This window comes from Pseudomonas sp. FW300-N2A2, from assembly GCF_017351735.1.
GTDB lineage: Bacteria > Pseudomonadota > Gammaproteobacteria > Pseudomonadales > Pseudomonadaceae > Aquipseudomonas > Aquipseudomonas migulae.
Map to the genome: position 1 here is coordinate 30658 of NZ_JACNDU010000027.1, position 14355 is coordinate 45012.

A 14355-nucleotide genomic window follows, 5' to 3' on the forward strand; every position below is an offset into this window, starting at 1 on the left:
CCCAGGATCACTAATGTCGCGGCAGCGCCAGCCTAGGCTGGCACCTGTCCGACTGCGTTCTTGCGTGGAATAAAAATAATGAACCAGCCTCAGTCTGCTGTAGGAAACTGCCTCGACGTGCAGTCCTTCATCAATGCTCAACCCATTTCGCGCTACCAGTGGCGAGTGGTGATCCTGTGTTTCCTGATTGTCTTCCTCGATGGCCTCGACACCGCGGCCATGGGCTTCATCGCGCCAGCACTGTCCCAGGACTGGGGCATCGATCGCGCCAGCCTCGGTCCGGTGATGAGTGCGGCGTTGATCGGTATGGTCTTCGGCGCACTGGGTTCCGGTCCGTTGGCTGACCGCTTCGGGCGAAAAGTCGTACTGGTGGGCGCCGTGTTGTTGTTCGGCGCCTTCAGCCTGGCGTCGGCTTACAGCACTAATGTCGATCAATTGCTGGTGCTGCGCTTCCTGACCGGCCTGGGCCTCGGTGCCGGTATGCCGAACGCCACGACGTTGCTGTCGGAATACACCCCGGAGCGCAAAAAATCCCTGCTGGTGACCAGCATGTTCTGCGGCTTCAACCTCGGCATGGCCGGTGGCGGGTTTATTTCGGCCAAGCTGATTCCGGCGTTCGGCTGGCACAGCCTGTTGCTGATCGGCGGAATTCTGCCGCTGATCCTCACCGTCGTTTTGCTGCTCTGGCTGCCGGAATCGGCGCGTTACCTGGTTGTGCGCAATCGCGGCACCGACAAGGTACGCAAGGCGCTGGCGCCGATCGATCCGAGCGTTGTCGCTCAGGCATCCAGCTTCAGTGTGCCGGAACAGAAAACCGTGAAGGCGCGCAACGTGTTTGCGGTGATCTTCTCCGGCACTTACAGCACCGGCACCTTGTTGTTGTGGCTGACCTACTTCATGGGCCTGGTGATCGTTTACCTGCTGACCAGTTGGCTGCCGACGCTGATGCGTGACAGTGGCGCGAGCATGGAGCAAGCGGCGTTCATCGGCGCGCTGTTCCAGTTCGGCGGTGTGTTGAGCGCCGTGGGCGTAGGCTGGGCGATGGACCGGTTCAATCCGCACAAAGTCATCGGCACTTTCTACTTGCTGGCCGGGGTGTTTGCCTACGCGGTAGGGCAGAGCCTGGGCAACATCACGCTGTTGGCAACCCTGGTGCTGGTGGCGGGGATGTGTGTCAACGGCGCGCAATCGGCGATGCCTTCTTTGGCGGCGCGGTTTTATCCGACTCAAGGTCGGGCGACGGGTGTGTCGTGGATGCTCGGGATTGGTCGCTTTGGCGCGATCCTCGGGGCGTGGATGGGCGCGACGTTGCTGGGGTTGGGCTGGAACTTTGAACAGGTGCTGACGGCGCTGGTGATTCCGGCGGCATTGGCGACCACGGCGGTGGTGATCAAGGGCATGGTCAGCCATGCGGATGCGACCTGAGTCCGGGTTTCAGAATCTTCAGTGAGTTTGATGGCCTCTTCGCGGGCAAGCCTCGCTCCTACAGGTTCAGTGATTACCCGTAGGAGCGAGGCTTGCCCGCGAAGCTTTTGAGGTCGGTAGCGAGACAACAATCTGTTCGATAAACGAACACTCAGTCGATTATCGGATTGTTTGGCGTTTTTATGGGGCTTACTCTCTAGTCATTCCGGCGCGCGCATCGCGCCTTTTTCTACCACTGTCGGTTCATAACAAAACGGGAGCCTGCCCCATGGCTGAAATCCTTTCGCTGCACGACGCGGTGAAGCAATTCGTTAACGACGGCGATACCGTTGCGCTCGAAGGCTTCACTCACCTGATCCCTACGGCGGCGGGTCATGAAATCATTCGTCAGGGCAAGAAAGATCTGACGCTGGTACGGATGACGCCTGACCTGATCTACGACCAGTTGATCGGCGCCGGTTGTGCTCGCAAGCTGATTTTCTCCTGGGGCGGCAACCCGGGCGTGGGTTCGCTGCACCGTCTGCGTGATGCGGTCGAGAAGCAGTGGCCGCACCCGCTGGAAATCGAAGAACACAGCCACGCCGACCTGGCGAACGCCTACGTCGCTGGTGCCTCCGGCCTGCCGTTCGCGGTGCTGCGTGCCTACGCCGGTTCCGACCTGCCGAAGGTCAACCCGCTGATCAAATCCGTTACCTGCCCGTTCACCGGCGAAGTGTTGGCCGCCGTGCCTTCGGTGCGCCCGGACATCACCGTGATCCACGCGCAGAAAGCCGACCGTAAAGGCAACGTGCTGCTCTGGGGCATCCTCGGTGTGCAAAAAGAAGCCGCACTGGCCGCCAAGCGCTGCATCGTCACCGTCGAAGAAATCGTCGATGACCTCAACGCACCGATGAACTCCTGCGTGCTGCCGACCTGGGCCTTGAGCGCGGTCTGCCACGTTCCCGGTGGCGCGCATCCGTCCTACGCCCACGGCTACAACGAGCGTGACAACCGTTTCTATCAGGCCTGGGACCCGATTGCCCGCGACCGTGAAACCTTCACCGCGTGGATCAACGAGTACATCCATGGCTGCGCTGACTTCAGCGAGTTCCAGGCCAAGCTGGCCGCTGCTTCGGAGGCGAAGTAATGACTTACACCACCAATGAAATGATGACCGTTGCCGCCGCTCGCCGACTGAAGAACGGTTCGGTGTGCTTCGTTGGCATCGGCCTGCCGTCGAAAGCGGCCAACCTGGCGCGGCTGACGTCCTCGCCCGACGTAGTCCTGATCTATGAATCGGGTCCGATCGGTGCCAAGCCGAGTGTATTGCCGCTGTCGATTGGTGACGGTGAACTGGCGGAAACCGCTGACACCGTCGTCCCGACCGGTGAGATTTTTCGCTACTGGTTGCAGGGCGGGCGCATCGACGTCGGTTTTCTCGGCGCCGCGCAAGTCGACCGCTTCGGCAACATCAACACCACGGTAGTCGGCGATTATCACGCACCGAAAGTCCGTCTGCCGGGCGCCGGTGGCGCGCCGGAAATCGCCGGTTCGGCCAAAAGCGTGTTGATCATCCTTAAGCAGTCGTCGCGTTCCTTCGTCGACAAGCTCGACTTCATCACTTCGGTCGGCCATGGCGAGGGCGGCGATTCGCGCAAGCGTCTGGGTCTGCCGGGCGCCGGTCCGGTCGGCATCATTACCGACCTGTGCATCATGGAACCGGAAGCGGGCACCCATGAATTCGTGGTCACGGCGTTGCACCCTGGCGTGACCCGCGAGCAAGTGGTTGCGGCCACCGGTTGGGCGATTCGTTTCGCCGACACCGTTGAACACACTGCCGAGCCGACCGAGGTTGAACTCAAGGCACTCAGGGATCTGGAAGCCCGCACCGCCGCCGCCCACGGCCAAGCACCCGGAGAAGCGTGATGCGTGACGTTTATATCTGCGACGCGATTCGCACCCCCATCGGCCGTTTCGGCGGTGGCCTGTCGGCGGTTCGCGCCGACGACCTGGCCGCTGTGCCGATCAAGGCATTGATGGAGCGCAACCCGTCGGTGGACTGGAACGCCGTGGACGAGGTGTTCCTCGGCTGCGCCAACCAGGCCGGTGAAGACAATCGCAACGTGGCGCGCATGGCGCTGCTGTTGGCGGGCCTGCCGGAAACCATTCCGGGCGTGACCCTCAATCGCCTCTGCGCTTCGGGCATGGATGCCATCGGCACCGCGTTCCGAGCCATCGCCAGCGGTGAAATGGAACTGGCGATTGCCGGCGGCGTCGAGTCGATGTCCCGCGCACCGTTCGTGATGGGCAAGGCCGATGCAGCGTTCTCGCGCAACATGAAGCTGGAAGACACCACCATCGGCTGGCGATTCATCAACCCGCTGATGAAAGCGCAATACGGTGTCGATGCGATGCCGCAGACCGCCGACAACGTGGCGGACGATTATGAAGTGTCCCGCGAGGATCAGGACGCGTTTGCCCTGCGCAGTCAGCAGCGGACTGCCGCCGCGCAAGCTGCAGGATTTTTCGCGGAAGAAATCGTTGAAGTGCGGATTGCCCACAAGAAGGGTGAAACCGTCGTCAGCCAGGACGAACATCCTCGCGCTGATACCACGCTGGAAACCCTGGCCAAACTGAAACCGGTCAACGGTCCCGACAAAACCGTCACCGCCGGCAATGCTTCGGGTGTGAACGACGGCGCGGCGGCACTGATTCTGGCTTCGGCCGAAGCGGTGAAGAAACACGGTTTGACTGCTCGCGCCAAAGTGCTGGGCATGTCCAGCGCCGGTGTCGCACCACGTGTCATGGGCATCGGCCCGGTGCCGGCAGTGCGCAAGCTGACCGAACGCCTCGGCCTGGCGGTCAGCGATTTCGATGTGATCGAACTCAACGAAGCCTTCGCCAGCCAAGGCTTGGCGGTGTTGCGTGAACTGGGCCTGGCGGACGACGCGGCGCAGGTCAACCCGAACGGTGGCGCCATTGCCCTGGGCCATCCGCTGGGCATGAGCGGCGCGCGCCTGGTGTTGACGGCGTTGCATCAGCTGGAAAAAACCGGTGGCAAGAAAGGTCTGGCGACCATGTGCGTCGGCGTTGGCCAGGGTCTGGCCTTGGCCATCGAACGGGTCTGACCCACAGCAGTGACAATAAGAACTGAGGAAAGCGAAATGACTGACAAGCCTGGTTACCGTCGCCCGCAGGAAGGCACCCAGCCGGAGTACCTGCACCCGACGTATCAATCCACCAACCGTCGCTCACCGTCGAAGCCGTTGGTGTTTTTGCCTCATTCGTTGTCGGAAATTACCGGTCCGACCATCGGCGCCGAACGCGTCAACGAGAAGGACAATGACCTGACGGCCCAGCACAAGGGCGAGCCGCTGGGCGAGCGCATCATCATTCACGGCCGCGTGCTGGATGAAAACGGTCTGCCGGTGCCGGGGATTCTGGTGGAGATCTGGCAGGCCAACGCCGCCGGTCGCTACAACCATGCCCGCGACCTGCACGACGCGCCGCTGGACCCGAACTTCACCGGCACCGGCCGCACCGTGACCGACGCCGATGGCTGGTATCAATTCCAGACCATCAAGCCCGGCGCTTACCCGTGGGGCAACCACCACAATGCCTGGCGTCCGGCGCACATCCATTTTTCGCTGTTCGGGCCGAGCATCCTGACGCGCCTCGTCACGCAGATGTATTTCCCCGGCGACCCGTTGCTGGCGTACGACCCGATCTACAACTGCGTGCCCGATACCAGCGCCAAAGAGCGCTTGATCGCCAGTTTCGACCTGGAAAAAACCATCCCTTCCTATGCCCTCGGTTACCGCTGGGACATCGTCTTGCGCGGCCGCGACGCCACGCCGATGGAGAAATAAGATGACGCTGACTGCGACCACGTCCCACACCGTCGGGCCGTATTACCACATCGGCCTGACCTGGCTGAACCGCGAAAACCTGACCGTCGAACACACCCTGGGCGAGCGCGTGGCGATCACCGGGCAAGTCATCGACGGCAACGGTGACATCGTCAACGACGCGATGCTGGAAGTCTGGCAGGCCAACGCCGCCGGCAAGTACGACCATCCCGAAGACGATCAGGCCAAACCGCTGGACCCGAACTTCGAAGGCTTTGGCCGGATCCCGGTGGATGCCGAAGGGCGCTTCCGCTTCACCACGATCAAACCGGGCACAGTGGAAGGCCTGAAAGGTTCGACCCAGGCGCCACACCTGGTGGTGCTGGTGTTTGCTCGCGGGCTGGTGAAGCACTTGCTGACGCGGATTTACTTTGATGGCGAGCCGGCCAACGTCGCCGACCCGCTGTTGGAGTGCGTGCCGGCCGAGCGTCGCAATACCTTGCTGGCGAAGCAGGATGCGACCGGTGTTTATCAGTGGAATGTGATTCTGCAAGGCACGGATGCGGAGACGGTGTTCTTCGACTACTGAAAACACCACAAATCCCTGTAGGAGCCAGCTTGCTGGCGATGGTCGTTAACGATGACGCGTATTCATGGATTATCCGCGTCGCTCTTGCGTTCATCGCTGGCAAGCCAGCTCCTACAAGGGATCTGTATTGCTTGTGTGGAACGGGACTGTTGCAAAGTGTGTCTAGACTCTCACTGTCCCCATTGAGTGAAAAACAATGACAACGCCAATCGCTTCAACCGCGCTATACACCGGCGAAGAGCGCAGCAAACGGATCTTCGCGATTGTCGGCGCCTCGTCCGGCAACCTCGTCGAATGGTTCGACTTCTACGTCTACGCCTTTTGCGCGATCTATTTCGCCCCTGCCTTTTTCCCGTCCGACAACCCCACGGTGCAGCTGGTCAACACTGCGGGCGTGTTTGCCGCCGGGTTCCTGATGCGCCCGATTGGCGGCTGGATTTTCGGTCGCGTCGCGGACAAGCACGGGCGCAAGAATTCGATGCTGATATCGATTCTGATGATGTGCTTCGGTTCGTTGCTCATCGCCTGCCTGCCGACCTACAAGGACATCGGGGTCTGGGCGCCGATCATGCTGCTGTTCGCCCGTTTGCTCCAGGGCCTGTCGGTGGGCGGCGAATACGGCACCACCGCCACCTACATGAGCGAAGTGGCGCTCAAGGGCCAGCGCGGTTTCTTCGCCTCGTTCCAGTACGTGACGCTGATCGGCGGGCAGTTGCTGGCGGTGTCGCTGGTGGTGGTGCTGCAACAGTTCCTCACCGAGAATGATCTGCGTGCCTACGGCTGGCGGATTCCGTTCGTGGTCGGTGCCATGGCGGCATTGGTTTCGCTGTACCTGCGTCGTTCGCTGAAAGAAACCACCAGCAAGGAAATGCGCGAAAACAAGGACGCCGGCAGCATCCGCGCGTTGTTCCGCGACCATAAGGCCGCGTTTATCACCGTGCTCGGCTATACCGCCGGTGGCTCGCTGATTTTCTACACCTTCACCACGTACATGCAGAAGTACCTGGTGAACACCGCCGGCATGCATGCCAAGACCGCCAGCTACATCATGACCGGCGCGCTGTTCCTTTATATGTGCATGCAGCCGATCTTCGGCATGCTCTCGGACAGGATCGGCCGCCGGAGCTCGATGCTGTGGTTTGGCGCACTCGGCACGCTGTGCACCGTGCCGATTCTGCTCAGCCTGAAAAGCGTCACCAGTCCGTTCCTGGCCTTCGTGCTCATTACCCTGGCGCTGGCGATTGTCAGTTTCTACACCTCGATCAGCGGTCTGGTAAAAGCCGAAATGTTCCCGCCTGAGGTGCGTGCATTGGGTGTTGGCCTGGCTTACGCGGTGGCGAATGCAATATTCGGTGGTTCAGCGGAGTATGTAGCCTTGAGCCTCAAAGCGGTCGGCATGGAAAACTCCTTCTACTGGTACGTGACGTTGATGATGGCGATAGCGTTCCTGTTCAGCCTGCGTCTGCCCAAGCATGCGAAGTATCTAGAAAACGACCTTTGATCCACACCCGCGGGCCCAAGCGGCCCGCGCCTCCAGGGACTGTTTATGAACCAGCGACCGGGCAATCAATTGTTCGATGCCTATTTCACTGCGCGCGATATGCGCGAGGTGTTTTGCGATCAGGGCCGGGTTCAGGCCATGCTCGATTTCGAAGCGGCGCTGGCCCGCGCCGAGGCGCATGTCGGGTTGATTCCGCAGACGGCGGTGGCGCCTATCGAAGCGGCTTGCCGCGCCGGGCATTACGATTTCGCCGCCCTCGGCGAGGCGATTGCCACGGCCGGTAATTCGGCGATTCCGCTGGTGAAAGCTTTGGGCAAACAGATCGCGACCACCGATGCCGAAGCCGAGCGCTATGTGCATCTGGGCGCCACCAGCCAGGACGTGATGGACACCGGCCTGGTGCTGCAATTGCGCCGGGCGCTGGAACTGATTGAGAGCGATCTGGCGCAACTGGGCGAAACCCTTTCAACGCAAGCCCAGCGTTATGTCGCCACGCCGCTGGCCGGTCGCACCTGGTTGCAGCACGCAACGCCGGTCACCTTGGGCATGAAGATCGCCGGTTGGCTGGGCGCCGTTACCCGCAGCCGTCAACGCCTGCAAGAACTCAAACCGCGCCTGCTGGTGCTGCAATTCGGCGGCGCCTCCGGGACCCTCGCGGCCCTCGGTGCGCAAGCGCTGCCGATTGCCGACGCGCTGGCCACGGAGCTGCGCCTGACGTTGCCCGACCAACCGTGGCACACCCAACGCGACCGCCTGGTGGAGTTCGGTTCGGTGCTGGGATTGATCGCCGGCAGTCTCGGCAAGCTCGGTCGCGATATCAGCCTGTTGATGCAGACTGAAGCGGGCGAAGTGTTCGAACCCTCGGCGCCGGGCAAGGGCGGTTCGTCGACCATGCCGCACAAACGCAACCCGGTGGGCGCCGCCGTGCTGATCGGCGCTGCAACACGGGTTCCCGGTCTGCTCTCGACCCTGTTCAGTGCCATGCCGCAAGAGCACGAGCGCAGCCTCGGCCTGTGGCATGCCGAGTGGGAAACCCTGCCGGAGATTTGTTGCCTGGTGTCCGGCAGCCTCAAGCAGGCATTGCTGGTGGCAGACGGACTGGAAGTGGACGCCGAGCGCATGGCCCGCAACCTCGACCTGACCCAAGGCCTGGTGCTGGCCGAAGCGGTGAGCATCGTTCTCGCGCAACGGGTCGGCCGCGACACCGCGCATCATTTACTGGAGCAGTGCTGCAAGCGCGCCGTGGTCGAGCAACGGCATTTGCGCGCGGTGCTGGGCGACGAGCCGCACGTGACCGCCGAGCTCTCGGCTGCTGAACTCGATCATCTGCTGGACCCCGCTCACTACCTCGGACAGGCCCGTACCTGGGTCGAGCGAGCGGTGGCTGAACATTCTGCGTTAACTGCCTGAAGGAGACTGCTGTGGCTTTCGTACAACTCGCCGAGGGCGAACTGCACTACCAAATTGAAGGGCCGCACTTCGATGGACCGGTCGATGCGCCGGTGCTGGTGCTGTCCAACTCGCTGGGCACCGACCTGCACATGTGGGACGCGCAAATTGCCGCGTTCACCGAGCATTTCCGGGTGCTGCGTTTTGATACCCGTGGCCACGGCAAATCCCTGGTCACGCCGGGGCCTTACAGCATCGAACAACTGGGCCGAGACGTGTTGGCGCTGCTGGATGCGTTGCACATTGAGAAGGCGCATTTCTGTGGTCTGTCGATGGGTGGCCTGATCGGCCAGTGGCTGGGCATCAATGCCGGTGATCGATTGAACAAACTGGTGGTGTGCAACACCGCCGCGAAAATCGGCGACCCGTCGATCTGGAACCCGCGCATCGAAACCGTGTTGCGTGACGGCGCGGCGGCGATGGTTGCGCTGCGCGATGCATCGATTGCGCGCTGGTTTACCCCGGACTTTTCCGAGGCCAATCCGGCGGCGGCGAAACGGATTACCGACATGCTCGCGGCCACTTCGCCACAAGGTTACGCAGCCAATTGCGCTGCCGTGCGCGATGCCGATTTCCGTGATCAGTTGTCCTCGATCAAAGTGCCGCTGCTGGTGATCGCCGGCACCGAAGACGCGGTCACGCCGCCGTCCGGTGGGCACTTCATCCAGGAACATGTGGCAGGTGCCGAGTACGCCGAGTTCTACGCGGCGCACCTGTCCAACGTACAGGCGGGCGATGCGTTCAGTGAGCGCGTTCTCGCTTTTTTGCTGGGTCATTGAGGGGGAAATCCGTGGACGAGAAACAACGTTACGACGAGGGCATGAACGTCCGTCGCGCAGTCCTCGGCGACGCCCATGTCGACCGCAGCCTGAACGCGCTGACCGAGTTCAATTCGGAGTTTCAGGAGATGATCACCCGCCATGCGTGGGGCGACATCTGGACCCGACCTGGCCTGCCGCGCCATACCCGCAGCCTGATCACCATCGCCATGTTGATCGGCATGAACCGTGAGGGTGAACTCAAACTGCACCTGCGTGCCGCCGCCAACAATGGCGTGACCCGTGGCGAGATCAAGGAAGTGATCATGCAGAGCGCCATCTATTGCGGCATCCCGGCGGCGAATGCGACGTTTCATTTGGCCGAGTCGGTTTGGGACGAGTTGGGCGTCGAGTCCCGGGAATAATGTTCGCGATTTGCGGTGCATGAATTGACGCCTTCGCGGGCAAGCCTCGCTCCTACAGGATTATCACAACCTCTGTAGGAGCGAGGCTTGCCCGCGAAGGCAATGTCATGTGTTACACCGTCGCGACGATGAATATGCGCTTGAACGGAAACAGCGTTCGCCCGTCGCTCTCCGGCGGGTAATGCGCGTGTACGCGCATCAGGTAGTGGTAAATGAAGCGTGCCTGTTCGTCGGGCTTGAGTCCCTGCATCACTGGTCGCAGCGCCGAGACCTTGACCCAGTCATAGATCGGCGATTGGCCGCAGACCACCTGCAATTGCTCGGTCTCCCAGATGTCCAGGGTGTCAGTGATCGGGGCGAGCAAGCGGTAGTAATCTTCCAGCGACAAGAGCGTTCGTGCGGCCATGGCCTCGCGCAGCTGCGCCGTGCCTAACGGTTGGCCGCAAGCCCCCGCGTCTTCCAGCGTGTCGAGCACCAACCGATACCACAACGCATCCCGCCAGTCGGGCATGTGCGCTGCCAGGCAACCGCCAGGGTTGAGCTGCCTGAGCAGTCGCGGCAGCAGTTGATGGTGATCCTTGATGAAGTGCAAAACGGCGGCGGCGAACAGCAGGTCTGCTGGCTGTTCGGGCTGCCAGTCGAGCAGGTCACACTGTTTCCACAGCGCCTTGATGGGCAGAAGGCGGGCTTCGTCGAGCATTTGTCCGGAGCTGTCGATACCCTGCAACTGCGCGCGAGGCCAACGCTTGGCCAACAGTTGCGTGGCGATGCCGGTGCCGCACCCCAGGTCATAAATACGTTGGGGCGATTTGAGTTCGACACGACCGAGCAATTCATTCACCGGTCGTTGCCTGAGGCGCGAAAACTGCTGGTACGCCTTGGCGTCCCAGTGCGTGCAGGCGCTCCCTGCCTTATCAAGCTTGACGCTCATGAGGTGGTCCTCTCTGGCGGTTACAGTTGTCTTCCGATGACGTTCAGGGTTTTCAGGACAACAGCCACACCTTTGCGCGTGTCCGGTTCGTTCAGCAGTTTTATCAACGCGTAGACCCCCGGTGGCTCAGGGGCAGCGGCGACTTCGGCACGGGCCATGCGCACGGCGTTACTGACGGTCCAGGTGGCCGCCGTAGCGTTTTCGAACAACCGCGCCAGTTTTTCCACCATGGCCGCGTCCAGCAGGTCGACCATGTCCGAGGTCAACGAGAGCAAATCGACAAGGTTATCCAGTCGCCCGCCATCGATCAGCGGCTGCAGTTTTGCCATCAAGGCAACGAGTCCCTCCGACCTGTCGGCCGTGCCGATGGCGAGGGTTTCATCTGTCAGGTTTGTCATTGTGTTTGTCTCCCAGAACCCGTCACAGCATGCCCCGGGCAATCATCCAGTACAGGCCATGATTGAAGCCGTGTCTGAGCAGGCCGCCGAGTTTGGTCGGTGGAGTTGGCTGAACGTCGCGCTTGAAGTTGTACCAAAGCGGCATGCCGGCATAGAGGCCCATTTGCGCGACGGCCTGAACCCGTCCGTCGTAGACATCGATGGGACCACCAAGGCGGATTTCAGCGGCAATGTTGTTGGCGATCACCGGTGCCTGGTTATGGCACGCGCCTCCGGCCTTGCTCACCGGCAAATCGACGGTGTCGCCGATCACGTAGACGTTTTCCAGGCCGTAGACTTGCAGGGATTCATGGTTGGTGGGCAGCCAGCCTTCGTCGTTGGGCGCTTGTGACGCTCCGGACTCCAGCACGGCATCCACGGCGCGGATCGGCGGCGTTGCCATCAGTATGTCGAAAGGCTGCGCGTCGCCTTCTGCGGAGTAGGCGATTTTGCTGTCCGGATCGACACGGTCCAGGGTGAACCCACGCTGAAAACGAATGTTTTTCTGCTCGAAAATACTCGGCAGAATTTCCCCTGTCGGTCGTTGCAGGAACAGGCAGTTGCGCAGTAACTGAGCGGTTGTCGGGTAGGTGTAGATAATTTCCACCTGGTCTCGCACACCTCTACGCCGCAAATAATCATCGAGCATCAAGGTGGTTTCGACGGGCGCGATGCCGCATTGATGCGGCACGTTGGGCGTTTGCGGGAAAGACACGGTAATGAAGATCCGGCCTTTTTCGATGGTGCTCAGCTTCTGCGCCAGTTGCCGGGCCGGCTCGTATTGATAGAAGTGGTCGCCGCCTTCTTTCAAACCTTCGATGCGTTTAGGGTCGGGCACGCAACCGGTGGCGATGACCAGATAATCGTAGTCGTAGACTTTGCCGCTGCGGGTCTTGAGGCGTTGCCCAGGGAAATCAAAACGCGTCACTTCTTCAACGTTGAAGGTGATTTCCGGGCGCAACAATGAGCGTTCCGGGCGCTTGAGTTCTTCCTGAAAAAACAGGTTGAACGCCACGTACATGAACGCAGGTTTGTAGTAGTGATCGGGGGAGTTGGACAGCAGGGTAATCAGGACTTCGCCGCGCAGGATTTCTGGATACAGCTTGTTGACCAGTTGATTGGCCAGCATGGTTCCACCGACGCCGCCACCGACGATAACTATTCGCTTGCTCATACCTGACCTCCGTGGTCATGGCAGCTTCGCGTACAGCATCCGGAGATAACGGAAGAAAATGGGGGCTCCTACATCAGGCTGGAGAACTTGAACACCTTGATGACTGTATCTGCGGTTCAATAATTCGCCAGTTCATCGCGACCAGTGGTCAGCGCCAGCGTTTCCCGCAATGGGCAACGCTGGCGCTGAGGCTTACAACAAACTGATCGGGTAGCTGATGATCAACCGGTTCTCGTCGAACTCGTTGTTGCTGTAGTCGCGGCGCATGGTCGAGTTGCGCCATTTGACGTTCAGGTCCTTCAGCGCACCGCTTTGTACGGTGTAGCCCAGTTCACTCTCGCGGCCCCATTCCTTGCCGTCGGTGATGGTGCCGGTGTGTACGTTTTCGCCGCTGATGTAGCGGTTCATCAGGGTCAGGCCCGGTACGCCGAGCGCAACGAAGTTGTAGTCGTGGCGCACCTGCCAGGATTTTTCCCGCGCGTTGTCATAGCTGGAGTTGTAGCTGTCGTTGGCCAGTGTGCCGCCGCTGGTGCCGTTGACCCGCATCCAGGCGCTGTCGCCGGTGAGTTTTTGCAGGCCGACGTAGAAGGTGTTGCCGCCGTACTTGGCGGAAAGCATTCCCGACCAGGTCTTGTTGTCCAGATCGCCGGCGCGGGCGCTACCGTCTTCTTTGCCATAGAAGAAACCGAGGTTGGCGCCCAGAGTCCAGTCGCCGACGGGTTGGCTGTGGGTCAGGTTGACGAATTGCTGGCTGTAGATGTCCTTGAGTTCGGCGTTCCACAGGCCGATCTGGGTGCGTTTCTCGTTGAACAGGTATTCGCCGCCCTGGAAGTTGAAGCGGTCGGAGGTGAACGCCGCTTTGCCGGTCATCGACATGTCATTCATGCTGCTGTCGTCACGCGGGCTGTTCTGGCGGAACTGGCCGCCGTAGAGCGTCAGGCCGTTGATTTCCTTTGAGGTGATCTGACCGCCACGGAAGGTTTGTGGCAGCGAACGTCCATCGTCCGAACGCAGGATCGGCAGCACCGGCATCCATTCGCCGACCTTCACTTCGGTCTGCGACAGCTTGGCCTTGAACGCCACGTTGGTGCGACCGAAGTTGTCCGCCGGGCGACCATCGTGGTCCAGCGGCAGCAACTGCGTACCGCCGGTGCCTTTACCGCCGTCGAGTTTTACCGAGTACAGCCCCAGCACATCCATGCCGAAGCCGACGGTGCCTTGGGTGAATCCCGACTTGGCGTCGAGGATGAAACTTTGCGTCCACTCTTCAGCCTTGCCCTGTGCCTTGGTCGGGTTGGTGAAGTTGCGGTTGATGTAGAAGTTGCGCAGGTTCAGGTTGACCTTGGCCCCTTCGACAAAACCCGCCTCTTCGGCCGTGGCGGGCAGGGCGGCGCCGGCCAGTGCGAGGGCGATCAGGCTGGGAACGAAATAAGTGGAAGGCGTCATGGGCTCGGTCTCTCTAATTCTTGGAGATGAAACGGGGCGATGCCGCAACCGTCGGGTTGCAGACAAAAAGATTCGAATTCAAATGAAACGGGGCGAGATCAGCCGGACAGGGCGGGGCGCGGGGGCATGGTGTCGAACCTGTTGTTATTGGTTTTGTGTGGCGAATGGTGCGGGGAATGAACTGGATGGTTCAATTGGTAAAAGCGGGTTTTGGGCGATTATCGAACGCAACATTTGCTGGGTTTTTGTGTTGTTAATATTGGCCCCTTCGTCGGAATGCCGCCCAGACCAAGCCCGCTCCTACGGGTTAGCGTGGTTCACACATTTTGTGATCGACACGCAACCTGTAGGAGCGAGGCTTGCCCGCGAAGGGGCCATAACAGACACCACAAC

At 60.9% G+C, this 14355-nt stretch carries 14 protein-coding genes; 10 read left to right on the plus strand and 4 right to left on the minus strand.

What is annotated here, in order from left to right; genetic code table 11:
* The first annotated feature begins 78 nt into the window (after positions 1-78).
* The 10 genes from J4E42_RS24050 to pcaC all read left to right on the plus strand — a co-directional run bounded on the left by J4E42_RS24050 (position 79) and on the right by pcaC (position 9974).
* A complete protein-coding gene (locus tag J4E42_RS24050) occupies positions 79-1425 on the plus strand; it encodes an MFS transporter (protein ID WP_008039434.1) in 1347 nt (448 codons plus the stop codon).
* A 268-nt stretch (positions 1426-1693) separates the two neighbouring features.
* Positions 1694-2551, plus strand: coding sequence for a CoA transferase subunit A (locus J4E42_RS24055; protein WP_008025638.1), 858 nt, complete (start codon positions 1694-1696; stop codon positions 2549-2551).
* The gene (locus J4E42_RS24060; protein WP_008025640.1) at positions 2551-3330 is read left to right on the plus strand and encodes a CoA-transferase subunit beta; all 780 of its coding nucleotides are present in this window, start codon (positions 2551-2553) and stop codon (positions 3328-3330) included. The genes J4E42_RS24055 and J4E42_RS24060 overlap by 1 nt, the downstream gene beginning before the upstream one ends.
* Positions 3327-4532, plus strand: a complete 1206-nt coding sequence (gene pcaF / locus J4E42_RS24065) for a 3-oxoadipyl-CoA thiolase (RefSeq protein ID WP_207286332.1) — start codon at positions 3327-3329, stop codon at positions 4530-4532. Before J4E42_RS24060 ends, pcaF begins: the two co-directional genes overlap by 4 nt.
* A 36-nt stretch (positions 4533-4568) precedes the next feature.
* Positions 4569-5273: a protocatechuate 3,4-dioxygenase subunit beta gene (gene pcaH / locus J4E42_RS24070; protein ID WP_008039436.1), complete on the plus strand. Its 705-nt coding sequence runs from the start codon at positions 4569-4571 to the stop codon at positions 5271-5273.
* 1 nt (position 5274) lies between these two features.
* Positions 5275-5841: a protocatechuate 3,4-dioxygenase subunit alpha gene (gene pcaG / locus J4E42_RS24075; protein WP_207286333.1), complete on the plus strand. Its 567-nt coding sequence runs from the start codon at positions 5275-5277 to the stop codon at positions 5839-5841.
* Positions 5842-6037: 196 nt separating this feature from the next.
* Complete coding sequence (locus J4E42_RS24080) at positions 6038-7342, plus strand: MFS family transporter (RefSeq protein ID WP_207286334.1); 1305 nt, start codon at positions 6038-6040, stop codon at positions 7340-7342.
* A 45-nt stretch (positions 7343-7387) separates the two neighbouring features.
* Complete coding sequence (locus J4E42_RS24085; protein WP_207286335.1) at positions 7388-8752, plus strand: 3-carboxy-cis,cis-muconate cycloisomerase; 1365 nt, start codon at positions 7388-7390, stop codon at positions 8750-8752.
* 11 nt (positions 8753-8763) lie between these two features.
* A complete protein-coding gene (gene pcaD, locus J4E42_RS24090; RefSeq protein WP_207286336.1) occupies positions 8764-9570 on the plus strand; it encodes a 3-oxoadipate enol-lactonase in 807 nt (268 codons plus the stop codon).
* 11 nt (positions 9571-9581) lie between these two features.
* Positions 9582-9974, plus strand: coding sequence for a 4-carboxymuconolactone decarboxylase (gene pcaC, locus J4E42_RS24095; RefSeq protein ID WP_008025653.1), 393 nt, complete (start codon positions 9582-9584; stop codon positions 9972-9974).
* Positions 9975-10086: 112 nt separating this feature from the next.
* On the opposite strand, the gene J4E42_RS24100 is transcribed toward pcaC, so the two are convergent.
* From J4E42_RS24100 to J4E42_RS24115, 4 genes are all read right to left on the minus strand, one after another.
* Complete coding sequence (locus J4E42_RS24100; protein WP_207286337.1) at positions 10087-10905, minus strand: methyltransferase domain-containing protein; 819 nt, start codon at positions 10903-10905, stop codon at positions 10087-10089.
* A 20-nt stretch (positions 10906-10925) separates the two neighbouring features.
* Positions 10926-11303, minus strand: a complete 378-nt coding sequence (locus J4E42_RS24105; protein ID WP_207286338.1) for a DUF1641 domain-containing protein — start codon at positions 11301-11303, stop codon at positions 10926-10928.
* 22 nt (positions 11304-11325) lie between these two features.
* Positions 11326-12516 (minus strand): FAD/NAD(P)-binding oxidoreductase, encoded by a 1191-nt coding sequence (locus tag J4E42_RS24110; RefSeq protein WP_207286339.1) that lies wholly within the window; start codon positions 12514-12516, stop codon positions 11326-11328.
* Between the two features lie 192 nt (positions 12517-12708).
* Positions 12709-13962 (minus strand): OprD family porin, encoded by a 1254-nt coding sequence (locus tag J4E42_RS24115; RefSeq protein WP_008039448.1) that lies wholly within the window; start codon positions 13960-13962, stop codon positions 12709-12711.
* Positions 13963-14355: the final 393 nt, after the last annotated feature.